21 protein-coding genes are annotated in these 23472 nt (G+C 34.6%); 9 read left to right on the forward strand and 12 right to left on the reverse strand.

The features are described 5' to 3' along the window. Positions 1-162: 162 nt before the first annotated feature. The 3 genes from EKG35_RS10000 to EKG35_RS10010 form a co-directional block, all read right to left on the reverse strand. Positions 163-717 carry an NADPH-dependent FMN reductase gene (locus EKG35_RS10000; RefSeq protein WP_126294311.1) on the reverse strand — a complete coding sequence of 185 codons (555 nt, stop codon included), beginning with the start codon at positions 715-717 and terminating at the stop codon, positions 163-165. A 90-nt stretch (positions 718-807) separates the two neighbouring features. After that, positions 808-2646 (reverse strand): cation:proton antiporter, encoded by a 1839-nt coding sequence (locus EKG35_RS10005; RefSeq protein WP_126294312.1) that lies wholly within the window; start codon positions 2644-2646, stop codon positions 808-810. Positions 2647-2743: 97 nt separating this feature from the next. Beyond that, positions 2744-3592, reverse strand: a complete 849-nt coding sequence (locus EKG35_RS10010) for an oxidoreductase (RefSeq protein WP_246020294.1) — start codon at positions 3590-3592, stop codon at positions 2744-2746. A gap of 115 nt (positions 3593-3707) precedes the next feature. Between EKG35_RS10010 and EKG35_RS10015 the strand changes: the two genes are divergently transcribed. Continuing rightward, positions 3708-4757 (forward strand): PseG/SpsG family protein, encoded by a 1050-nt coding sequence (locus tag EKG35_RS10015; protein ID WP_126294313.1) that lies wholly within the window; start codon positions 3708-3710, stop codon positions 4755-4757. A gap of 112 nt (positions 4758-4869) precedes the next feature. Here EKG35_RS10015 and EKG35_RS10020 read toward each other — a convergent pair whose 3' ends face one another. The 5 genes from EKG35_RS10020 to EKG35_RS10040 form a co-directional block, all read right to left on the reverse strand. Then, positions 4870-5685, reverse strand: a complete 816-nt coding sequence (locus EKG35_RS10020) for an ABC transporter ATP-binding protein (protein ID WP_126294314.1) — start codon at positions 5683-5685, stop codon at positions 4870-4872. Positions 5686-5719: 34 nt separating this feature from the next. After that, positions 5720-6760, reverse strand: a complete 1041-nt coding sequence (locus tag EKG35_RS10025; RefSeq protein ID WP_126294315.1) for a FecCD family ABC transporter permease — start codon at positions 6758-6760, stop codon at positions 5720-5722. Further along, positions 6753-7781, reverse strand: coding sequence for a FecCD family ABC transporter permease (locus EKG35_RS10030; RefSeq protein ID WP_126294316.1), 1029 nt, complete (start codon positions 7779-7781; stop codon positions 6753-6755). The genes EKG35_RS10025 and EKG35_RS10030 overlap by 8 nt, the downstream gene beginning before the upstream one ends. A gap of 26 nt (positions 7782-7807) precedes the next feature. Next, a complete protein-coding gene (locus EKG35_RS10035; protein ID WP_126294317.1) occupies positions 7808-8827 on the reverse strand; it encodes an ABC transporter substrate-binding protein in 1020 nt (339 codons plus the stop codon). Positions 8828-8925: 98 nt separating this feature from the next. After that, on the reverse strand, positions 8926-10548 hold the full coding sequence (locus EKG35_RS10040; RefSeq protein ID WP_126294318.1) for a helix-turn-helix domain-containing protein: 1623 nt from the start codon (positions 10546-10548) through the stop codon (positions 8926-8928). A 462-nt stretch (positions 10549-11010) separates the two neighbouring features. On the opposite strand from EKG35_RS10040, the gene EKG35_RS10045 reads away from it, so the two are divergent. From EKG35_RS10045 to EKG35_RS10055, 3 genes are all read left to right on the forward strand, one after another. Beyond that, positions 11011-11196, forward strand: a complete 186-nt coding sequence (locus EKG35_RS10045) for an SE1832 family protein (RefSeq protein WP_126294319.1) — start codon at positions 11011-11013, stop codon at positions 11194-11196. Between the two features lie 91 nt (positions 11197-11287). Continuing rightward, positions 11288-12856, forward strand: a complete 1569-nt coding sequence (locus EKG35_RS10050) for an ABC-F family ATP-binding cassette domain-containing protein (protein WP_126294320.1) — start codon at positions 11288-11290, stop codon at positions 12854-12856. Between the two features lie 184 nt (positions 12857-13040). Then, positions 13041-13604 (forward strand): hypothetical protein, encoded by a 564-nt coding sequence (locus EKG35_RS10055; RefSeq protein ID WP_126294321.1) that lies wholly within the window; start codon positions 13041-13043, stop codon positions 13602-13604. Between the two features lie 348 nt (positions 13605-13952). On the opposite strand, the gene EKG35_RS10060 is transcribed toward EKG35_RS10055, so the two are convergent. Beyond that, positions 13953-14240: a hypothetical protein gene (locus tag EKG35_RS10060; protein WP_126294322.1), complete on the reverse strand. Its 288-nt coding sequence runs from the start codon at positions 14238-14240 to the stop codon at positions 13953-13955. 734 nt (positions 14241-14974) lie between these two features. On the opposite strand from EKG35_RS10060, the gene EKG35_RS10065 reads away from it, so the two are divergent. The 3 genes from EKG35_RS10065 (at position 14975) to EKG35_RS10075 (ending at position 17397) form a co-directional block, all read left to right on the forward strand. After that, positions 14975-15829, forward strand: coding sequence for a DUF2167 domain-containing protein (locus EKG35_RS10065; RefSeq protein ID WP_246020296.1), 855 nt, complete (start codon positions 14975-14977; stop codon positions 15827-15829). A gap of 650 nt (positions 15830-16479) precedes the next feature. After that, positions 16480-16884 (forward strand): transcriptional regulator Spx, encoded by a 405-nt coding sequence (gene spx, locus EKG35_RS10070; protein WP_126294323.1) that lies wholly within the window; start codon positions 16480-16482, stop codon positions 16882-16884. 69 nt (positions 16885-16953) lie between these two features. Continuing rightward, positions 16954-17397, forward strand: a complete 444-nt coding sequence (locus tag EKG35_RS10075; protein WP_126294324.1) for a MarR family winged helix-turn-helix transcriptional regulator — start codon at positions 16954-16956, stop codon at positions 17395-17397. Positions 17398-17619: 222 nt separating this feature from the next. Here the strand turns inward: EKG35_RS10075 and EKG35_RS10080 are convergent, their stop codons facing one another. Beyond that, a complete protein-coding gene (locus EKG35_RS10080; protein ID WP_126294325.1) occupies positions 17620-18165 on the reverse strand; it encodes an RNA polymerase sigma factor in 546 nt (181 codons plus the stop codon). Between the two features lie 162 nt (positions 18166-18327). On the opposite strand from EKG35_RS10080, the gene EKG35_RS10085 reads away from it, so the two are divergent. Together EKG35_RS10085 and EKG35_RS10090 are read left to right on the forward strand one after the other, a co-directional pair. After that, the gene (locus EKG35_RS10085; RefSeq protein WP_126294326.1) at positions 18328-19710 is read left to right on the forward strand and encodes a dipeptidase; all 1383 of its coding nucleotides are present in this window, start codon (positions 18328-18330) and stop codon (positions 19708-19710) included. A gap of 446 nt (positions 19711-20156) precedes the next feature. Continuing rightward, positions 20157-20408 (forward strand): hypothetical protein, encoded by a 252-nt coding sequence (locus EKG35_RS10090; protein WP_126294327.1) that lies wholly within the window; start codon positions 20157-20159, stop codon positions 20406-20408. A 1520-nt stretch (positions 20409-21928) separates the two neighbouring features. On the opposite strand, the gene EKG35_RS10095 is transcribed toward EKG35_RS10090, so the two are convergent. Together EKG35_RS10095 and EKG35_RS10100 are read right to left on the reverse strand one after the other, a co-directional pair. Further along, positions 21929-22597: a hypothetical protein gene (locus EKG35_RS10095; RefSeq protein WP_126294328.1), complete on the reverse strand. Its 669-nt coding sequence runs from the start codon at positions 22595-22597 to the stop codon at positions 21929-21931. A gap of 13 nt (positions 22598-22610) precedes the next feature. Then, positions 22611-23069 carry a DUF4879 domain-containing protein gene (locus EKG35_RS10100; RefSeq protein ID WP_126294329.1) on the reverse strand — a complete coding sequence of 153 codons (459 nt, stop codon included), beginning with the start codon at positions 23067-23069 and terminating at the stop codon, positions 22611-22613. Positions 23070-23472: the final 403 nt, after the last annotated feature.

Raw genomic sequence — 23472 nt, forward strand, 5'->3', positions numbered from 1 at the left:
CATTTGCACGTATCACCTTTCATTGCTTGTTTCTCGACAATTCAAGTATATAGAAATCGGTGATTACGTGCTTTTTTATTTATGAAATTTTTTCAAACCCCAACAAATATTATAGAGCCATAAAAAAAAACAGGACGCCCTCTCTTAGGACGTTCCCGTTAATCAATCCTTGTCTACCTGTTCCTTTAATAGTGGTTCACTTAGTTTGCAATATTGAACGAACACTCTTGCCAATTCACGTAAACGCTGAAGAATGGCATCATCAATAATGTTATTTTCTTTATCAAAATGTGAAGCATGTGTATATACGTAGTTTGGTGTAACCAAGCAGCGGAAGTAATCTAAAATAGGTCTTAACTGATTTTCTACAACTAAGTGGTGTTGATATGTGCCACCGTTCGCTACCATGGAGACTGGTTTATAACGCATTGCTTTTGGATTTATCATATCAAGTGCATTTTTTAACACACCTGGAATTGATGCTTGGTAAATCGGCGTAGCGATTATATAGCCATCTGCCTCTTCAAATTTTTGAATCATTTTTTTCATATCATCATTAAGGGGACTTCCATCTAATATCTGATGCTGTAAGTCAGCAAAGTATAAAATCTCAAGTTCCAGCTCTTTATTGAATTCTTGAATATATTGTTCCACTTGTCGTAAAATGGCACCTGTTTTTTCGCCGAAAACAGTACCGTCTACAAGTAATATTTTCATGTTGTATATCCTCCACTTTTCTATTTCCATTCGTTATTGTAACAGATGCAGCAAATGTCGAATAGGGAACGATTTTCAATTTTTTAAATTTCAGTCTTTTGTCGGAATATCAACATTACTTGCTTTTTCAAGTGCTTTTTCCATTTTACGAGTAGGTGAAGTTAAACTAACAATGGTTGTCCCTGGCTCAAATGCACGTTTCTTTGCATTAGATAAAAACACTAAATTATTATCTTTATCAACTGCGAAAAGTGGAATGGTTTTATGGCTATCATCCTCAAGAAAATCCCCTAACGTATATTGTTCTGTTAATTGTGTTTTCCGGATCATATAACCTTCATCAATATAACGATTTAAAGTATGAATATCATTATCCTGGTCAAATAATGCCTTTCCACCAATTGACTTACTATAATCACTTGGATCACCTGTGTGTATTGGTGTTTGGAAAATATTCTCACGTCCAAGTTCCGGAACAAACCTTTGGCAAATTAGAGCATTATAAGAATCTTCTTCTGTAGCAGCTATTAAAATTTCATATGGTGTTAAATCCACATGATATTCTGTATGTTCGCTTAAAATATCCCCTACTTCTGTTTTAATTCCAAGTTGACGCGCTTGTGAAAGTGCGCCCCATGATCGATCTATTATTAATACTGGTTTATTATAGGATTGGATTGCCTCAGCAAATATCGCACTAAATGGACTCCCCCCCACAATCATAACACCAGTTTCTTCAGTAGCCTGAAGCCCAAGCTTTCTAGCCAACCAACTAATCGAAAATCCATGAGCAAGTACAGTAGCAAAGACAAGTGCAAGTGTTAAAGCAGTGATTATATCAGCATCTTGAAAGCCAGCCTCAGATAATCTACCCGCAAAAAATCCAGAAACTGTAAGAGCAACAATCCCTCTTGGAGCAATCCAACCAATTAACGTTCTTTCTTGCTTTGTTAATCCAACCCCTATTGTAGAAAGCCAGATTGATAAAGGTCTTACAATAAACAACATTGCTAAAACGAATATCAACATTCGCCAATTCAAAATATCCATTAATGTATTGTTTGATAATGAAGCAGTGAGCATAATGAATATACTTGAAATCATAAGTACTGAAATATTTTCTTTAAAGTGCAGTAAATCTCTAAACGATGTTAAATGCATGTTTGCCATGACAATCCCCATAGCTGTTACTGCAAGCAGCCCAGTTTCATGCATAATCCCATCTGATAAAACAAATACCAACAATACACTTACTAAAACAATCGGTGATTTTAAAAATTCTGGAATATACCCATGCTCTAATAATCGACCAAGCAAATAACCTGCACCGATACCGATTATAGCTGTTAAAACAGAGGCACCAAAGAACATGAGTAATGATGTTCCCGTAATCATTTTATTCGCCCATAAAACTGCCTCCATAGCAAACAAAGCGACTAATGCACCAAATGGGTCTACTACAATCCCTTCCCATTTCAAAATCGTTGCGGGACGTTCCTTCAATTTAGCTTGCCTTAATAAAGGCATAATAACAGTAGGACCTGTTACAATAAATAGCCCTCCAATAATAAAGGAAACATCAAGAGAAATTCCGGCTAAAAAATGGGCTGCTAAGGAACCGGTAATCCAAGTGATTAGAGAACCTACTGTAGATATGCGAAATATCGAGCGGCGAAACCCTTTAATTTCCCGTATATCTAAGCTTAAACTTCCTTCAAATAATATAATTGCAACTGCGAGTGAAATAATTGGATTAAACAATTCGCCAAAGCTTTCTTCTGGATTGAATAAATGTAAAAGTGGACCAACAATCAATCCAACCAGAGACATAATGACAATAGCTGGAAGTTTGAAGCGCCATGCAATCCATTGTGATACAATACCAAGCATTACAATGGCTACCAATTGGAAAGTTATGGAGTCAAGCATCATTACATCTCCTTTTCATTTCAAAAAATAAAATCCTCCACTGTATGTAGTATTTGCGGAGGAATCTCTTTCATTCCATTATTTATTTTGATTTCGATTAATTATCAATATCGTTATTTGTTTTTATTTTTCTTAATTTTTTCTGATCAAATACAACTTCTTCATCTAAAGGTGCGATTTCCTCACTCTTCAATTTATCCCAATTGAAAAGCTTTTCACGATCCGGACCTTCCTCTTTTTCCTTTATAGGCATTTTCATATTTGCAAGCTCATCTGCCTCATATATGGATACTTTCGATTTTTTACTATGTAATGCAATTACCATCATAGCAAGGGCAACTTGGGTTGCTTCAATTGAGCGATATTTTTTTACAGGGCCAATAAGAATAGGATTTAGAATTTTTAACATCCATTCCCCTATTTTTTCTCCGAATCGGAATTCATTTCTGTCGCCAACAAGCAACGATGGTCTTACGATTGACAGTTGCGGCAACTCCAAAGCCATTAACTCCTGCTCAAGCTTACCCTTCACTCTGTTGTAGTAAATAGCGGAATTTTCTTTCGCCCCCATTGCAGACACAACGATGAAATGCATAATACCACATTTTTTAGCAAGAGAGGCAACTTGCAAAGGATAGCTTACATCAACTTTTTCAAACTCCTTGCGGGATCCTGCCTTTTTTATCGTTGTTCCTAAACAGCAAAAAATTTCATGTGCAAAGTCAATGTCTTTTTCTTCAAGCTGATCAAATGAACGTACTTTTACAGTAAGTTTTGGATGTTCATAATCTAGTTTTCTTCGTGCAATCGCTACAACTGAAATATATTCTTCACTTTCACATAGAAGTTTTATTAGAGCGGAACCAACCAGGCCTGTTGCCCCTACTACAATAGCAGAACGCATTTTCACTTTTATGCCACATCCTTTCATGTTTCTCTTATTCACTGCATAAACTTGAAAATCTATATGTCTCTTATGAAAGTATTATATTGTCAATTTTCACACATACTTTCAAAATTTTCACCATAATTTATTTATAGTTGGGAAAGGATGGGATTTTATGCACAACGAATTAAGTGTAAATACTCTAAAAAAGAAAATTGTCTTTATCGTAGAGCATAGTTTAATTAAAGGATATTATCCACTTGAGCGAACTGCTATCTTAGCAAAATTATTAAATACCGAAGAAAATATTTATATCTTTTTAAAACAAACAGGTCCTGAAGCCATTGAAATTTTTACAGATTTACAGCTTTCTCCTATTTTATTCGACAATTATGATGAACTTAAAATGCAAATTCGTAATCTTGAGCCAGATTTAATTGTTCAGGACGGAAAAGATACATTAATCGAACATATTGAACAACTGCGTCCTTATTGTAAAACAATTGTTCACTTCGACGATTTTGGTGAAGGTGGACAACTTGCTGATTGCAATATAGTTGCTCTTTATGAAGAAATGAGAGAAAATACAGCACAAAATATATTAGCAGGTACTTATGCATTTGCAGTAAAAGATACACTAAAAACTATCGCTGAGGAACGAGTTTCAAACGAACTATCTAATCCACCACATATTGTTGTCGCCTATGAGGATGGAGACGAGAATAATTTAACATACCGCACATTACGCCACTTAACTCAATTACAAATTCCATTAAAAATTACAGTTGCAATTGATCGAGAATACCGCCACTCAGTTGAAGATTTGCAAATGATGGTTTTAAGCCGTCGCAATACAAAGATATTTAAGGATGACCAAGCCCTAGAGAAACTTTTACAGGAAGCTGATATTGTGATTTGCAATGCAAATTACACACCATATAAAGTTGCTACAGTTGGTATTCCTTGCATTACTGCAGCGCAAAACGAACGCGAGCTAAACAATGCATTCCCTAGAGAGCATAACGGATTTATTCATCTGGGTCTAGGTCGTAAAATGAAACAATCCAATATTCAAAATGCAGTAATGGAGCTTCTACTACATGAAGCAAGACGCGAGCGTGCAGTTCGCAAACAATTCGAGCTAGAAATTACAGATAACAATGATGTACTAAAATCCTTACTATTAGATTTTGCTTATGAGCGCCATAATATGGTGCCTTTGTGAGTTATATAAAAGACTTCAACCAGCCAGTACATTTTCTAATATATTGGCTGGTTTTTCATTACTATTACACTTAATAAATCTATCTTGTATATGAAACTAATAGTTTCAAAGATTAAAAGTTATTAACTCTTTTTGAATTAATACTCCGCCCCTTTCCATGCGGAATAAACAAAGGTGTCCCAAATATAGGATCGAAAGTTATTTCACAGTGCATGTTGAACACAGTAGCCACTGTTTCTTTTGTCATCACATCTTCCGGCTTTCCGGCTGTATATACGGATTTATTATGGATTGCAACAATGTGGTGTCCGTACCGACATGCTAGATTCAAATCATGCAGAACCATTACAATCGTTCGCTGCTCCCGTTCATTTAATTCATAAAGTAAATCAAGAATTTCAATCTGGTGTGCTAAATCAAGATAGGTAGTGGGCTCATCCAACAATAAGATATTAGTTTGCTGCGCCAAGGTCATGGCTATCCAGGCACGCTGACGCTGCCCCCCAGATAAAGAATCCACAGTTCGATGATCTAGTTCAGATAATTTTGTTTCATGTAATACTTTGTTAACAATACGTTCATCTTCCTTTGACCATTGTTGCAGCCAGTTTTGATATGGATATCTTCCTTGACGGACCAACTCTTTTACGGTAAGTCCCTCTGGAACAATTGGTCCTTGAGGCAAAATACCCATCTGTTTTGCAACTTCTTTCGTTGGCAATTTAGAAATATTTTTTCCGTCCAACAGTACTGCTCCACCATCTGGTTTAAGCAATCGGCAGATAGAACGCAACAGTGTAGATTTACCACAGCCATTACTACCGACAAATACAGTGATTTTCCCTTCATGAATTTGTAAATGAAGATTATCTATAATTCGTTCTTGACCATAAGACAGCATTAGTTCTTTTGTTTCCAACATTTGCATCCCTACTCTCCTCCTACTAACAAATTGCAGTTATTTATTTGTTCCGGTTACGGTAAAGCAAGTAAATAAAAAAGGGAGCACCCACTGCAGAGGTAAATACACCAACTGGAACATCCTGGGGTAAAAAAGCTGTTCTACCTATAGTATCAGCCAGCAGAACTATAAGACCTCCAATGAAAGCCGATGCTAGTATTAAACTTCTAAAATTGGAACCGACCAGTTTTCGTGCTATATGAGGAGCTATCAAGCCAACAAAACCTATTGCTCCTGCAACAGCTACAGCTGATCCTGCAAGCGCAACACTAATCATTAACAAAATCGCACGATGATACTGTAAAGGAGAACCGAGTCCCCTCGCAATATCATCTCCAAGTTGTTGAATCATAATATTGTGCGAAAATATAAAAGCAAATGGAATAAATACAGCCACCCATGGAAGCAAAATTAATACATTACTCCATGAAGAACCATAAACACTACCCGTCATCCATATGTAAGCTTGACTTGCAGAAGCTGAAGGGCTAATTGTTATCATTAGCATTGTTAAAGCACTGGTTATTGCCGACATACCAATTCCAATCAATACAAGGCGTGTTGAAGTTACTCCTCTCCTCCATGCCAATAAATAAATAATGATTGATACGAGTCCCGCTCCACAAAACGCAGCAAATGGCAGCCAGTGAATACTTACCTTACCGGCTAAATAAGTAATAAAAGTCACCGCTGTAAAGGAAGCACCGCTAGAGATTCCAATTACGTCTGGTGAGGCAAGCGGATTACGGATAATTCCTTGCAAAATCGCTCCAGATACCCCTAATGCCATACCAGCAAGAAATCCTACTATCATTCGAGGCAACCGTAAAATACCTAAAATAAGCACTTGATCCTCTGTACCTTGTCCCACCATTGTTTTCATTACATCAAAGGGAGTAATAATTACATTACCTAAGCAAATGCTAAATAGAAAAGCTACGATACTTAGAATAGCGAGACATATAATAGCTTTTAAATTCCGTTTATAAATAAATAATGAAAATTTATCATGTTTGCTTCGTATAACATATTTATCAGCCATGGTGTTCCCCCTTTTTAGAAAAGCCTTTACGAGCAATGTAAACAAAGAATGGAGCACCAATCAAAGCAGTCATTATTCCGACTGGCACTTCTCCCGGCATAATAATAAAACGCACCGCTACATCTGCAAGCAACATTAAAATCGCTCCAAGAATTGCACTGTAAGGAATAAGCCAACGATGATCTACCCCAACAAGAAAACGGGCAACGTGCGGAATGACCAAACCTACAAAACCGATTGCCCCTGCTACTGCTACTGTACTTCCAGCTAATACGACAATCGTTAAAGCAATTACAATTTTAACTAGAACTGTTTTTTGCCCTAGACCCATAGCGATATCTTCACCAGTGGTCAATATATTTACAGCCCGTCCAAGGAATAATGCAGTTGCCATCGCAATGAACATATAGGGCAAAATAGGCCATAGCATGTTTATTTCCCGACCTGCTATCGATCCAGCTAACCAGAATAAAACCTCTTGTAACCCAGATTCATTAAGTACTAACATTCCCTGTGTAAAGGAAGAAAATAAAGCAGTCATTGCTGATCCAGCAAGGACGATTTTTATTGGCGTTGCTCCATCTCGCCCTAAGGAACCAAGGACATATACTGTAGCAGCAGCTACACCAGCACCTAAAAATGCAAACCATACTAATTGTGAAAAAGAACTGATATTTAGAAAATTTAATGCCATAACAACGAAAAATACTGCTCCTGCATTTACACCAAATACACTAGGGGAAGCTAGAGGGTTTCGGGTTAATGCCTGCATAAGTACACCCGCGACAGATAAATTCATGCCAACTAAAGTTGCTATTACTGCTCTTGGAACTCGTGTTGTTTGCACAATAACATGAAAATCAGATGTTGAATCGTATTGCCAAAAAGATTCCAAAGCCACAAAAAACTGAATTTTTGTTGCACCAAACATAAGGCTGATTATAAACGCTAAAATCAGAAAAAAAAGGCCGAACAACAGCCCGACTACTTTGGTTGATGTTCGACTAAACAATGCAGCCATATTTAATCTCTCCTTTTGAAGAAATGCTAATTAAGGTTTTGAAAGTAGTCAAATAAATCTTCCACCATTAAATTTGCTGCCATCGGTCCGGATCCATTGTTCCAGACAGCAGTATCCACCTCAAATACCTTATTATTTTGTACAGCTCGCAAATTTTGCCAAAGTGGGTGTTCCATCCATGAAGCCCTAATATCTAATCTTCCATCATCCCTGTCCAAGCTTGTCTGATCAAAGATTATATCAGCATCCATTTGAGGTATATTTTCCTTTGTTGTAAGTTTTACACCCCACGATTCACTTTTTTGATTATCCGGACGTGGTATACCTAATTCGTCCAGGACAAGAGCAGCAAAACCGGTATGTACAATTCTTACATGGTCTGCCCGAAAGTCGATAACTGAAACCTCAATATTATTTAATTGGTCACCCATCTCTGATTTGAACTCTGCTACCTTTTTATCCCATTCCTTCAAAAACTCCTGTTCTTTGTCCTGTTTATTTAAAGCAGCAGCCGTTATTGACAATGTTTCTTTCCATAGATGAACCTCATCTGTCATTACCGTTGGTGCAATAGCACTCAATTGGTCATAAATTTTTTCATGTCGGGTTTTTGAAGCAATAATTACATCTGGATTTAAAGCCGTAATTTCCTCTAAATTAGGTTGATTTTCTGATCCTAAATTTGTTACTCCATCCATTTTATCGCGAATATAATGGTACCAAGGCTGCTCAATCCATGATTCAACTGCACCGACTGGTTTAACACCCAACTGTAAAGCAGCATCTGTTGCACCTTGGAATAAGGTTACAACTTTAGTAGGTGTACCAGTAATCTTTGTGCTTCCCATTGCGTGTTCCACTGTCCTTACTTCATCTAATCCATTTTGTTCGGTCTTTTTATCATTAGAAGCAGACCCTCCCCCTTCAACAGACGCTTCATTTACTTCTGTACTTGTATTATTGCTATCACTGCCGCATCCAGTTATAATCATGGCAATTAGCATTATAAGTAGTCCAATTAGCCACTTGTTTGAAAGTTTTTTCATATTAATCTCTCCTTTTACACAATTCCATTTGTGATATTGATAATCATTATCAATTATAGAGCGATTTTCTATATTCACCATGGATTTTTCCGACTTTTTTATAAGAGATTATTATTATTTCTTTCAAACACTTCTAAAATTTTATCCAATAATATTTCGTGAGACATTGCATTATAGCTTGTATACAAATGACGCATATCAAAAAGGTTATACGTTTTAATTTCTTTTTGCTTGATGTGATTTTTCCATCTCTCATCCTCTAACAATATGTTTAACTGGTGTTGAATCCTCCAATCAGCATAAGTGCTTCCATCATGCTGAAAATTTGTAAATATTATGTGGTCTGCTTCGCAGCAAAGTAATTCATCCATTGTAATTTCCTTATAATGAGCGATTTCATCCACACCTTTTGGAGCTGTAAGATGCAAATCGTTATACAAAACGGTTCCAATGTTTCGTTTACCAAACAAATACATATTGTTATCGATGCCAAAAGCAACGATAAGCACCCTATCATCCCCTATTCTTCCTTTTATACGATGACGAAGTTTCTCTGCCTTATCCTCATAGTAATCCATCCATCGGTCCGCCTCATGCTCCTTTCCAATAATGCGAGCAATTCTTTGAAAATGCGTTCGCCAATCTTCTGAATAGTCAAGTATGATAGAAGGTGCAATTTGTCCGACCATCTGTTCATATGATGTTATTGTCTCCCCCCTTTTTCCACGGCCTATGATTAAATCCGGTTTGATATCCCACAACCTATTCAGTTCAGGGACTTTTTCTCCAAGCATTAACGTATGATTTAATTTGACAGGAAATGCAGCATTAACTATTGCTGCATAGGGTTCCATTTTTAAAGCAAGTAAATGCCCAGTTACTAAATGATTAAGAGAAGCTAACTTCCCTTCCATCTTAATTCGATTTACATAAATAGTTGGGGCAACTCCGATTTCCGTCTTGAATTTCCGACTGAAATAAAATTCATCACGAAAACCAAGACTAAATGCAATGGATTTTATAGACTCGTTTGATTGGATCATCCTCTGTTTCGCATGGCGTATACGTAATTCCGTTAAATAAGTGACAGGACTTTTTTTATATATTTTTTTAAAAATACGAGAATAATAATCCGGATTTAATCCAGCAACTGCTGCTAGTTCATTTCTAGTGATCTGTTCAGAAATATGCTGTTCCATATACTCAATGGTACGGTATAAATGTTGGTTTACACTTTTCTTACGTTCTTGTACATCATGTTCAAGCAAGGGGATAAACATTTCCTGAAAATAGACATCAACTTTTTTAAACTTCCACTTATCACTTTTATTTAGTAATTGATCCAATTCTTCGACAAAGCATTTAACAACATCCCAATTTTTCACAACAAGTTCAACTGACTCATTCAAAATCAAATGAAGGTGAGATTTCTCTAGCGCTTCTAACGCCTCAAATTGTATATCGTAATAATAAGAATTGTCACCGTTAAGTGAAATATGGACCCACGATCCGCATGGCACAATGAATAGATGTCGATTGTCCAATGAATAATGCATAGAATCAATTATGACTTGTCCTTTCATTTCCATAAAAACAAGTAAAGAAAAATAACTATTTGACTGTTGGTAAGTACTTAACTTCTTCTCATGGCGTCGCATTGCACCTAGACGAAAGTAATCGTTCTTCCCTTGTAGAATATAAGAAGAATTGTCTATTTCCATTAAAAGCACACCTCTCTTTGAGAATGATTATCATTTATAAGTTTAAAACAACTCCTGTTCTTGCTTCAACAACAAGAATGTAATATGGTGAAATGTTCTATTCACTTTTCAAGTAAAAGTTACTGTGAGGACAATTTAAAAGGTTAAATGAAGAGTTTTAAGTGTAGTTATTTAAGAAAAAAATGACTTGAAAAGAATTCTCTTAATCTATGTAAAGAAGATATTATAAATTAAAAAAATAAGTTGAAGGGTTTGTTGCTGCGACAAATACATAATACTCTACAATTACAGTTATTATTTGAGCTCGAAAAAATGAATCTTAAAATTTCATTTTTAGCCCCCTCCTGTTTGTCATTGCTGTTGTTTACTAATGTAAAACTTCCTTGTCCTGTGTTACAATGTTCAGTAGATATTTTTATTAAATTATAATTACGATTGTTTAAATAAAAGGAGCGTCTTTCCATGCAAACTAAAAGCGAGCTTCAACAAAAAATTGCAGAACTAAAAATGGATTATATAAATTTACAAGGTGATATTGAAAAGCTTGAAAGTACAGGTCATGCTGATTCTGTAAAAAAAGCGGAAGAACGCCTTGCAAACATGGAAAAACAACTTGCAGAACTGAATAAGCAGCTCGCGGCGTTGTAACATGCCGCGATTTTTTTATGGAAACGTTTTTAATTAAAACGAGATTGGGTTTTATACAATATCTTATTTATTATCGGAGGAACATATATTTATGGCGATATTAACGGTTGAAAATTTGGGTCATTCCTTTGGTGATCGTACACTTTTTAAAGATGTATCATTTCGTCTTGTTGAAGGTGATCATATTGGCCTTGTCGGTGCAAATGGTGTAGGGAAATCTACGTTAATGGGTATTATTACTGGTCAAACCATCCACGATACAGGGCGTGTTGAATGGCTTCCAGGAACTCATTATGGCTATTTAGATCAACACACTGTGTTAACTGCTGGTCGTACTATGCGTGATGTTTTGCGTGATGCCTTCCTTCCGCTTTATAAAAAGGAAGAAGAATTAAATGAAATTGCTGGTAAAATGGCAGATGCAACGCCCGAAGAGCTAGAGGATCTACTAGAGCAAATGGCTGAAGTACAAGACGCATTGGATGCGGGTGATTTTTATACGTTGGATATAAAAATAGAAGAAGTTGCCCGCGGTTTAGGCTTAGATGCAATTGGATTAGATCGTGATGTTGCTGCTCTTTCTGGTGGACAGCGTACAAAAGTTTTACTAGCAAAACTTCTACTTGAAAAACCAAAAGTCTTATTGCTGGATGAGCCGACTAACTACTTAGACGAAGAGCATATAACATGGCTTTCAAATTATTTAAAGGATTACCCGCACGCATTTCTCTTAATCTCTCATGATACTGAATTTATGAACGGAGTCGTTGATGTCATTTTCCATTTAGAGTTTTCGAAGCTTACACGATATACAGCGACATATGAAAAGTTTTTAGAGCTTGCGGAAATAAATAAGCGCCAGCATATCGATGCATATGAGAAACAACAGGAGTTCATTAAGAAACAAGAAGAATTTATTGCGAAAAATAAAGCACGTTATTCTACAACAGGTCGTGCAAAGTCGCGTCAAAAACAATTAGAACGATTAGAACGAATTGACCGTCCAGAAACAGCGGTGAAACCTGAATTTAGTTTCAAAGAATCCCGTGCTTCAAGTCGTTTTGTTGTAGAAGCTGAAAATTTATTAATTGGTTATGATCCAGCAAAACCTCTATTGCCTCCTCTTACATTTGCCATTGAACGCGGGGAGAAGATAGCATTGATTGGGATGAACGGTGTTGGTAAATCAACATTATTGAAAACAATGCTAGGTAAAATTAATGCTCTTGGCGGAAAAGTAAGTCGTGGGGATTTCCTATTCCCTTCTTATTTTGAACAAGAAGTGAAAGCTGGCAATATAACACCAATAGATGATGTATGGAATGCATTTCCTAACATGGATCAACATCAAGTTCGTGCTGCTTTAGCACGCGCTGGTCTAAAAAATGAGCATATCTCTCGCCCACTAAATTCATTATCTGGTGGTGAGCAAGCAAAAGTCCGTCTATGTAAATTAATGATGGAAGAATCCAACTGGTTAATCTTTGACGAACCTACCAACCACTTAGATGTTGATGCAAAAACTGAATTAAAACGTGCAATGCAGGAATATAAGGGGACGATTGTTTTAGTTTCCCATGAACCGGAGTTTTATGAAGGTTTAGCAACAAAAGTATGGAATGTACAGGACTGGTTTACGACAGGAAAAACGGATTTATAATAGAGACGGTTTGGGCATCGAGGGATGCTTAAACCGTTTCTTTCATTTACGCAGCTCATAATACATATTTTAATGATATGGGAAAAACGCGACAATCCCTCTAAGACAAGGTTTTTGGAATTTTTTATAGAATATAAATTAATATAGTATTCTTTTTAAAATTAAATTTGAGGATGTGCATTTGATGGGTTTTTTCAATCGCTTTTTTAAAAAAGTAGAAGATGTCAATAAAGGAGAATCTGCTGTTTCTGAACTAGAATCTGAGTTTTATCTAGAATCACCAGTAGAAGAAGCAAAAAATTTTTGGGTAGAAATTGCTCAGAATATTATCGTAAATTCGGTTAAGGCTACAAACAACACTGTAGAACGTGCCTTTATTTTAGTGGATATGGGGGAACAACCCTCTTTCGATATTTTTTACCAAATTGATGGCAATCTAATTATGTGGCATGATCTTGAGGATCCTATAATAAAAGAAAAGATTGAAAGTGAATTACTACCTCAAGCACCTAATGTTGCTTCCGCAGTAAATGGTGAATTTGTTCAAGCCCGACACCCTCGGATTGCATTTGCCGAGCTACAATTTGAATGGGCAACTGGCGCTTGGTTTTCTCATATAATTTGGGAAGACGATGACCATGCAAAGCTAGTGAAAGAAGAAATTTTAAGCAAATGGTTCAAAATACTGAGTGCGGAAATTAAAAGCACACCATTAGATAGTGATTCCAAACTTTCATGGTATCCATAAAGTTTTTATTATGCTTGAAATGATTTAGAGGTTAATTTACTAGACGAAAACAAATAGATTTACCTTAGGATGTAATTTTTCAACTCGTGAAGTGTATTCGATAGTTATTAATCGGGTACACTTCTTGATTTTAAAAAATTAAAAACTAATCAATTTCATAATTCGTATTTTTCAAAAGGTTAGAGTACCCCTAATATGAAAAATTGCGTTATTTACACTATGCTACTTGATTGCAATTTCTTCTTATCTCCCAAAAATATCTTCTAAGCTTTTTTATCTGATGGATTAAATATACCTGGTGTATAACTAGACATCTCCCCTATATAATCAACTATTTCTCCTTCATATTCATATATTAAGGATAAGATTATCTCCTTCGGGGTCCTTCTCTTTTAATTTATAAGTGGTTATTTTTAGCTCTTTTCCTATATAATTTTCAACAAATGTTATATTAGAGGCTTTATATTTTGCGATAGTTTCTGGTGCAAAATCCAGTTTTACTTGTTTAGTTGAATTGAATGATGCAATTGTCCAATCTAAACTTTCTATGTATGCAAGATGTTCTTTATCAATACTTTTATTGGTACAAGCAACTAGAATAATTGTAAAACTTAAAATAATCATTAACTTCTTCATAAATATCCCTCTCTGTTGAAAGAACTCTTTACAATTAATTACTTTATAACAAAATAAAGTAATAGTTACAAAAACCACCAAACCAACTCAATACAACAACAAATCCAGAGGATTGACAAGCTTGATGAAAGATCTGCTCAAAATCATAGCCTAGCATCAAAACGATGGGAACTATAATCAAATAAAAAGTCCAAACTAAAAGATTATCAAAGGCAATAGTAGATAAGTTAAAACTAGAAAATATACAAACTCCCCTTCCTCGCTTCCTTTATGAGCTTTTACTAAAATAGCAATCACTAGTGTTAACCAAACAAAATGCATGACTACCTCAAAAACTCGCCGCATATCAAAAAATCACATGAGCATTGCTTTTCCACTATAATTAAGAAAATACGATCTGATTATTCGGTTGTCTGTTCATAGCTTTTTGAAGTTTACTAAGAGATTCTCTAATATTCCCCCATGGACATCAAATTATTTTGAAATAGAGAAATTATTAAGAGGGATTATTTAAATGGTATAAAATGGAACTTATTGATATCCAAATAACCAATAGTATACGGGGTTTTTATAGTAATTTCTATTTATTTACATTTATTTCCCTTCCCTTTTAATTTTTAGTTGCTATAATAATCCCTGGATACATTTGGAATAGCTGTTTTCGACTGGTAAATACCCATTTCACTTGTAACTAATTTGAATCAAAATATCGAAAATATCGGGGGAATTTTAGTTTGAAACGACTTATTGTAATGCTTCTAGTATTTTGCATGATGTTTAGTGCAACAGCTGCTGCGGAGGGTGAATATAATTGGATTGAAGGAGGCACAACTGTTGACTTAGGAGACATAGCCTCTATTGAACTTGATCCAGGATTTATTTTCCTTGACGGAGAAGAAACAAAGCGAATGGCGCAAGATTATGGTGATCCAATTTCCGGTCTTGAAATCGGTAGTATATTCCCAATGGACGAGAGTCAAACATGGGCTGTTTATTTCGATTATGAAGAAACTGGGCACATTAAGGACGATGAAAAAATCGATGCCGACGCATTATTGAAGAGTTACCAAGAGGGAACTGAAGAAGCAAATAAGGATCTACAACCTAGTGAGCGTTATTATGTAACTGGCTGGGACATTGAACCGTTTTACGATGAAAAAACAAATAATTTGACGTGGTCTTTATTACTAGAAGATGCTAATAAAGAAACTTTCCTAAATTATAATACGCGAATTCTCACAAGAGAAGGGAACATTTCGGTCATTCTTGTAACAGACCCTCAAAATATGGAGGCAAATAAACAGATACTTGACGAAAAAATATTACCTCTGCTGAATATTAAAGAGGGAAATAAATACACAGATTTCAACGAGTCTACAGATAAAGTAGCTGAATATGGGTTATCCGCTCTAATTCTAGGTGGAACTGGTTTAGCAGTAGCTAAAAAAGCTGGTTTAATCGCTGTCCTTCTAGCATTTGGTAAAAAATTCGGAGTTCTCGTAGTAGCCGCGATTGTTGGTCTTTGGAGCTTCATTCGAAAAAAGAAAAAGAACAAAACATCTGAGACAGTCGAGCCTATAAGTGAATAATCAAGCTCAGTTCCAACACATTTGTGAAGGAACTGAGCCTTTTACTTTCATAAAAAGATCACATTTTCTCTTTTATTTAATATGAAATTTTTATCTTCTAAAGTAATCAACCACACAATTACCCATGTCTGTTAAATCAAGTTACAAATTTTTTTAACGTTTTTTTTAGCAAGCTCAAATACTCATGGATAATCAATCATTATTACAGTAACATCAGAATTGTCTTAAATTCTGTTTATAGCTCCTTCCCTTCATCCAATATGTAAAATCTTTTATTATTTTTTGTTCTTAATAAGTGACCGAAATATCATCACAAAAATTGGTACTGAAAATGCTTTAATAGAATCAACAATCCCCTACCCTTCAGTCAAAAAATAGCCCTATTTCCCTAAACTTTCAAAATTATATTTTTCACAGAAAACTTCAATTTACAATTACTAATCAAGTGAAAGAAAACCCAAAAAGTTGAAACTTTTCTCGATTATAGACGTATATATTTATAGAAGAATGGTTATATATTTTATTAGAAGCCCACTTATACTTTTTTAGAAAAGCTATTGACTTACATTTATCTTACTAGTAAGATATAAATATAAACAAACATATCTTATTTGTAAGCTATTACAAAACAAAGAAAGCGAGGAGATTTTATGACAGTTACAATTTATACACAATCAAGCTGTTCCTCTTCACGAAAAGCCATTAAATGGTTAAAAGAAAATAATATTGCTTATTCAGAAAAACGTATTACTTCACAACCTTTAACATTAGCAGAATTTAAAAATATTTTAAGAATGACTGAAGATGGAACTGATGAAATTATTGCGACAAACTCTAATGATTTCAAAAACCTTAATGTTGATATTGATCAACTTTCCATTCAGGATCTTTATAATTTAATTCAACAACATCCACGTATGCTGCGCAGCCCTATCCTACTTGATGAAAAACGCATCCAAGTTGGGTACAATGAAATGGATATTCGCCGTTTTATCCCACGTAAAGTGCGTGCATATGAATTAAATGCTATGCAAAAACTTGCAACACAAGGTTAATCACAAGTCTAGCGATTCTGATTCTGTATTTAAGTTACGGAATTAATTATGTAAGTGGAGCTGAACAAAATGGATAACCAAAGATATGAAACCCTTTCCTCTCTTTTTGAAGTTGTTTCTTCATTAGAGCGTAAATGGGCAAATGAATGGAACCAACAAAATATTTTAGGATTTTCAAAATCTCATATATTACTTTTAGATTTATTAGCGAAAGAAGGACCAAAACGCCCTTCTTCTATTGCTGAGCGTTTGAAAGTGACAACTGGTGGAGTAACTGTTTTAACAACGAAACTTATCAATAGTGGTTTAATTGAAAAAACGCAAAGTAGCGCAGATCGCCGTGCTTCTCAAATCGCCATTACACCAGAGGGCGAAAAAGTACTAAAAGAATCACAAGCTCAAGTAACAGCAATGGTTAACTCAATGTTCGGCATGCTTACTAATGACGAAATTAAAACGCTACATACAATCTTTGAAAAATGCCTTCTGAATGGAAACGGTTCTTCAAAGTAGTTTTTATGAGAATCAAATTACAATTTTGGGATGCAGCGCACCTCAATCAAAAGAATAGTTTATAGGAAATTACGATGTTTATTAATCTAAAACCCAAATAAAAACGCAAGATGCTATAAAATGCACCTTGCGTTTTTTATTTATATATAGGGAGTATTATAAGCTATTAAATTTAAGGAACTTTCATCATTTTGAATCGTCAAATGAATTACTAGAATATCCTTAAGCCATTACAACATCTTGTAAAGATGTATCTGCTAGCATTATTTCTTTCAAGCGCGCTTTAGCACGGAAAAGTCTTGATTTTACAGTACCAATTGATACTTTCATTAAAGTTGAAATTTCTGCTAGAGAATATTGGTCAACATAGAAGTACCATAATGTTTTTTGATAAATGCTATCTAGTTGCAACATTTTTTCTTGAACAATTTTTGTTACTGCAACCTTTTCAATCTGCTCTTCAGTAGATATTTCATTATTTGGAACCAAATCTAAAATCGGTACGTCTAATGTTTCAGGTTGATTCATCATATATTTACTTCTTCGAACATTTTTGCGATAGCGGTCGCGGAATGTATTCATTGTAATGGTTGTAAGCCATGCTTTAATATAATCAACCTTGTCAATTTGTTCTTCATTACGTACAACTTTTAACCAAACCTCTTGCATTAAATCTTCAGCCTCTGCTGAATTGCGTGTTAATTTTAAACATAAATGATATATATAACGATTATATTCTTCGTAAATTCCAGCTAAATAGTTAGTCATGATTATTTCCTCCAATTTCTAACTTCTGACTACATTTTCCCAAAAACTTGCATTACACTCTATCGTATTTGCTTTCAATTTCATTACACATATGTAAGATTCGAAGTGGCAGAAACACTATGCTATACTTATTTTTACAATTAATGAAATGAGGGATTTTATATGAGCCATCTGGAAAAATTAGATGCTTATTTCGCTAAAAACCGTGAAAGACATTTAGAGGAGCTATTTGAATTCCTTCGCATCCCAAGTATAAGCTCATTATCAGAGCATAAAGAGGATATCAAAACTGCTGCAAATTGGTTAGCAGATCGACTTCGTAAGCTCAATATTGAAAATGTATCTGTTGATGAAACTGCAGGACACCCTGTTGTCTATGGTGAGTGGCTTCATGCTGAAGGAAAACCAACAATTCTTTTATATGGACATTATGATGTTCAACCAGTTGACCCACTCCACTTATGGGATTCTGAACCTTTCAATCCTGAAATCCGAGACAACAAATTGTATGCTCGAGGTGCATCGGATGATAAAGGACAAGTATTCATGCATTTAAAAATGATAGAAGCATTGTTTGAAACTGAAGGTACACTTCCTGTGAACGTAAAATTTATTTACGAAGGTGAAGAAGAAATTGGCAGTCCAAATCTTCCTGAATATGTAGAAAAAAATAAAGAAAAATTATCAGCCAATCTTATCTTGATTTCGGACACAGGACTTTATGCACCTGGAAAACCTGCTGTATGTTATGGTTTACGCGGACTAACGGGTATACAAATTGACATACGTGGCGCTAAAGGAGATTTACATTCGGGGTTATATGGCGGCGGCGTTCAAAATGCAATCCATGCCTTAGCCGACATACTTGCTTCATTCCGTGATGAGCATGGAACTATTCAAGTAGAAGGCTTTTATGATAAAGTGCGTCCTTTAACTGAAGAAGAGCGCAAAGCTTACAGTGAATTAAATTTTGATGAGGAAGCTTTAAAAGAAGAAGTTGGTGTAAATGAATTATTCGGTGAACAAGGCTACTCCTACTTAGAACGCACTTGGGCTCGTCCTACTCTAGAAGTAAATGGTGTCTTTGGAGGCTTCTCTGGTGAAGGGATTAAGACAGTTCTTCCTGCTGAAGCAGGTGCAAAAATTACTTGCCGCTTAGTGCCTGATCAAGATCCGAACGAAATCGTAGCACTTCTTAAAGCACATATCGAAAAACATAAACCAAAAGGTGTTAACGTTACAATATCTGAATTTGACAAAGGTGCACCTTACTTAACACCTTTTGATCACCCATTAATCCAAGCAGCAGGCCGTTCATATGAACGAATTTACAACGTCCCTACTGCCTTTACCCGTGGCGGTGGTTCTATTCCAATCGTAGCATCATTTGATGAAATATTATCTTTGCCTGTTGTATTAATGGGTTTCGGCTTAAATAGTGAAAACTTCCATGCACCAAATGAGCACTTCCATTTAGAAAACTTTGATAAAGGACTTCGTGTTCTTGGTGATTACTTGCATGAAGTTGCTGATTTAGAATTTTAATATTGATTTACCCTACGACTGTCCTAGAAGTATGTATTACAAACTTCTGGGACAGTTTTCTTTTAAATACTTAAGTACAACATCACTCTTTAGTAATGATGCTGCTCTTTCATGTCCGCTTTGCCTATCATCGCATAATGGGGACGCCCCCATCCCCTAATGAGCCCTTCTTTCTGCTTTGATATTATGAATATCTATTAAAGCATTATTACTGCGGTGATTCCATCCTAGCCGCAAAAAGAAAGTGACTCCTGCTCTAGACATCCTAAACATCCCCATCCTCTATACCGACCTCTAAAAATAATTTTTTTGCGGCACTTTTTTTACAAATATTTAATTTATATAACAAAAAGGAATTTCCTAAATATTTGTAGAATTGAAATTATACTATTTTATAAAGCTATAAATTAATTGTTTTATTAAAAGAAAGACAGGGGTGTTTTAAAATGGAAAATAAATGGAGTCTTGTATTATTTGTTCAACCAGTTATCGGGTTATTGCTCATTTTAATTGGATTGTATACGTTTATTGCTGGAAGTCCACATTTACTCCCTTGGGCCTTCATGTTGATGGGACCATTATTTGCAATGATGTGCTTATATGAAAGGAAAAGAGAAAATAAGAATACTAGTATTTTTTATTTAACTTTAGCGGCTATATCATTTTTGTTTGGTTTCTATTCATTTACAACGTTTTAATTTTAGCTAAGAAGCATTAGTTTGAAAGCTATGAGGGTCACTGTGTTATCACTGTAGACGACTTATTCTAATTTAAGAAGGCGGTATCAGGAAGTTAGAGTTTCTGGTAATCCCCTTCTACTTTTTTTGATATAATCTTAAGACACTATTTTTTGGTATTTCATATCCTCTTGGCAGAAATCGCCTTGCTCTTAGAGGAAGTACTTCACTATACTCATCATAAAAATCTCGTCCCGAAATATCTTACTGCAAGGGTCCTCTTGCCATAACAGAAAAATCTAAAAGACATGAAAAAAACCACCGCGCTTCTAATGGCACGGTGGTTTTTTAACTGACCTTTTAAAAAGCATTATATATATAGGGGAGGTTATATATCTTGTCGAACAAGCTTTTACAAGGGTCTTTTGAGCTTACACTTTTACTATGAGCGATTTTTCATAAGAAGCAATTATTATTGACTTCTTTATGATGTACTAAGTGTACCATCATTCAATTACTTATTGGACTACATGACGATAGATGTCACATTTTTATCACATTATTGTTCACAATTTCGAAATAAATTGTTATATAACAATAAAAACCCCTCATTTTACTTCCCTATACAGATTTATCAAAACTGTTAATTTAAAGCACTTCCACTGAAACAACTTTACTTTATGGGGATTGCAAACTGATGTGCAACAGGCTAGGAATTAAAATAATTTATAATAATTTTATAACTTTTGAATTGAAGATTTCAGCGTTCTATTCATTGTCCCTGCAAGAAATACTTTTCATAAATTAAAGAAAAGTTGTATCAATCTAGCTGACGTTGCCTTTATCAATTCAGACCAAGAAATTCATTAGAGGAGTTTAGAGATAAACAGTGATAGCTATTAAGATAACCTTGAAGAATCCATATTTTTCATTTGCAACTACTTGCGATTCTTCACCTTCCTTTCGAGTTCCTCCAGCTTTTTTAGTAGTTCAATTCCAGCTTCTAAATAATGAATACGAGCTTCTGCTTTTTTAAGTATTTTCAGCAGATAAATCTTTAGTTGAAGGTCGTTCAGTACTTCCTTTTCCTCTGCGTTCTTCTAAAAACCCATTTTCCCCATATCGATTAAAAGTTCTTCTCCAACGGACTAAAGAATTCTTTGCTTTTTGTTAACCAATCATTTCAAGACCGAATCCTTTTTTTATAATATTTGAGCTGTCCTTTACCTACTAAAATTTCTTTCACTGCTTTAATTTTAAACTCAGGTGTTTACTGAATCGAACAATCAGATACTGAAGCAACAATAGGATTATCTTCTAACAGTTGACGTTGGTGTTCGTTGAAAAAGTTTTAATCTTAAAAATTCCCGTTCAGTATAATTTGTTTTAGTATAACGGGCTTTTTAAATAGAAAAAACCCCGAATAGGGTACTTTTTTAAAGTGACCATTATTCGGAGCTCGGTTCATCTAAGTTGCTTAGAGACTTTTTTAATTTTTCTTTACAAAAAGAATAATTTTATTTGATGAGGCTTATAATTATCTAAATTGATTTTTGATAAGCACTATTCATTAGTGCTTTATTATAATTATTATCCATCTTATAATTAATTAACATTATATTATCCTTATTTAACAAAGCATGTTCCATTTTTTTCTCAAAACGAATTTTGTAAAGCTCACTAGGAAATAATAATCTATTTTCTTTTGTCATCATTCCAAGTTCATAGCATTTTTTAATAATATCTAAAACACTCGCGCTTTTTAATATATCGCTTTTTCCTTCATCATAAGTAGACAGCTCTGTACGTATGTCCCAATTAGAGGCATAAAAATTTTCAAAACCGAATTCTGCATTTTTTTCGCTTACTACTTCACCTTTTTCAATCATAGAACAAAACTCATAAAAATGAATCGAGTAGCGATTATCATCTGTTACATTATTAATGTCTACACCTTCGTTAGCTAAATTACAAAATGCTAAAAACATTGGATCTAATTTTTCAATGTACTCGTCCCATCGTGCAGCATCATCTGCATCATAAGCAATACCATTAACAATGACACTTTCAGTTGATTCTATTATTTCCCCTCTATTATTGGCTTCTGCTTCGCAAACATTATCCCATCTTATCTTACTTTGATTTATAGACGTGCTATTTGTTGTACTTGAAGTATTTGTTACAATTGCAGTGTTAAGAGATTGTATCATATCTATTCTCCTATTATTCTCTATCAAAAGATACTGTATTACCATTAACAATTTGACCTAGTTGATTTATGCCTTTAATTGTTATTGAAATACTAGGCAAATCTCTAGATTCTACTTTAAAATAATATACAAATCCTGTTACAATTTTGTTCGAATCTACAACTGGTGTAGTTTGATAATTAATAACTTTTTTATGACTTAGGTTCACATCATTGCTATAAGCTAAATACGTTAAAGGATACCCTGTAAACAAAACTCTAATATATAAGGTATCTGTTGTTGTTACCGGAGTCTCTGCTTTTGATTGCTTCACTCCTATAGTTTCCCATTTGGTACCATCCACTGAAAAACCTGCAATTCGAACAGATATTAGATCTTGAGCAGGTGCCGCAGATACTTTTTCTTTTCCTACTCCTATAAAAATACCAAATATTAACGAAAATGTAATAGCAATAGTTAATAACTTTTTCATATTGCTACCTTCTAAGATATATTTATTGAGTTAAGAATTCTACGACGTCGTATAATTGATTATAATTTTATAATTGGTAAATTTCAATATATTTTACATTTTTTACATATTTTCTATATGGTATCCAACTTCTTAAGTTAACAAAACGAAAACAACTTGTATGTAATCCCTATGCAAATCCTGTTAATGAAAGTTCAATTTTAGAATATTTTAATGAATAAAAAGAAGAGGAATATTAAAGATTTTATTTTGGATATATATTTTGTCTAAGAGCCTTGGGGTAAAATCTACTGAGATGTATTAGTAGTTACAATAAAAGAGAATTCAAAAAACTATAGATTGCTAATATGAAGGTTAGAATAAAAACATGTTTATATCTTTTACATCTGAAGGTGTGCCTTTA

The sequence above is a fragment of the Lysinibacillus telephonicus genome, assembly GCF_003966145.1.
Classification (GTDB): Bacteria; Bacillota; Bacilli; order Bacillales_A; family Planococcaceae; genus Ureibacillus; species Ureibacillus telephonicus.

Excerpts from the sequence above, each read along its gene's own strand:
- EKG35_RS10075 (WP_126294324.1), top strand. The coding sequence starts at position 16,954 with ATGGATAACCAAAGATATGAAACCCTTTCCTCTCTTTTTGAAGTTGTT.
- EKG35_RS10020 (WP_126294314.1), bottom strand. The coding sequence starts at position 5,685 with ATGCAAATGTTGGAAACAAAAGAACTAATGCTGTCTTATGGTCAAGAA.
- EKG35_RS10090 (WP_126294327.1), top strand. The coding sequence starts at position 20,157 with ATGGAAAATAAATGGAGTCTTGTATTATTTGTTCAACCAGTTATCGGG.
- EKG35_RS10005 (WP_126294312.1), bottom strand. The coding sequence starts at position 2,646 with ATGCTTGACTCCATAACTTTCCAATTGGTAGCCATTGTAATGCTTGGT.
- EKG35_RS10060 (WP_126294322.1), bottom strand. The coding sequence starts at position 14,240 with ATGAAGAAGTTAATGATTATTTTAAGTTTTACAATTATTCTAGTTGCT.
- EKG35_RS10015 (WP_126294313.1), top strand. The coding sequence starts at position 3,708 with ATGCACAACGAATTAAGTGTAAATACTCTAAAAAAGAAAATTGTCTTT.
- EKG35_RS10040 (WP_126294318.1), bottom strand. The coding sequence starts at position 10,548 with ATGGAAATAGACAATTCTTCTTATATTCTACAAGGGAAGAACGATTAC.
- EKG35_RS10080 (WP_126294325.1), bottom strand. The coding sequence starts at position 18,165 with ATGACTAACTATTTAGCTGGAATTTACGAAGAATATAATCGTTATATA.
- spx (WP_126294323.1), top strand. The coding sequence starts at position 16,480 with ATGACAGTTACAATTTATACACAATCAAGCTGTTCCTCTTCACGAAAA.
- EKG35_RS10100 (WP_126294329.1), bottom strand. The coding sequence starts at position 23,069 with ATGAAAAAGTTATTAACTATTGCTATTACATTTTCGTTAATATTTGGT.
- EKG35_RS10085 (WP_126294326.1), top strand. The coding sequence starts at position 18,328 with ATGAGCCATCTGGAAAAATTAGATGCTTATTTCGCTAAAAACCGTGAA.
- EKG35_RS10000 (WP_126294311.1), bottom strand. The coding sequence starts at position 717 with ATGAAAATATTACTTGTAGACGGTACTGTTTTCGGCGAAAAAACAGGT.
- EKG35_RS10030 (WP_126294316.1), bottom strand. The coding sequence starts at position 7,781 with ATGGCTGCATTGTTTAGTCGAACATCAACCAAAGTAGTCGGGCTGTTG.
- EKG35_RS10025 (WP_126294315.1), bottom strand. The coding sequence starts at position 6,760 with ATGGCTGATAAATATGTTATACGAAGCAAACATGATAAATTTTCATTA.
- EKG35_RS10035 (WP_126294317.1), bottom strand. The coding sequence starts at position 8,827 with ATGAAAAAACTTTCAAACAAGTGGCTAATTGGACTACTTATAATGCTA.
- EKG35_RS10095 (WP_126294328.1), bottom strand. The coding sequence starts at position 22,597 with ATGATACAATCTCTTAACACTGCAATTGTAACAAATACTTCAAGTACA.
- EKG35_RS10045 (WP_126294319.1), top strand. The coding sequence starts at position 11,011 with ATGCAAACTAAAAGCGAGCTTCAACAAAAAATTGCAGAACTAAAAATG.
- EKG35_RS10055 (WP_126294321.1), top strand. The coding sequence starts at position 13,041 with ATGGGTTTTTTCAATCGCTTTTTTAAAAAAGTAGAAGATGTCAATAAA.
- EKG35_RS10050 (WP_126294320.1), top strand. The coding sequence starts at position 11,288 with ATGGCGATATTAACGGTTGAAAATTTGGGTCATTCCTTTGGTGATCGT.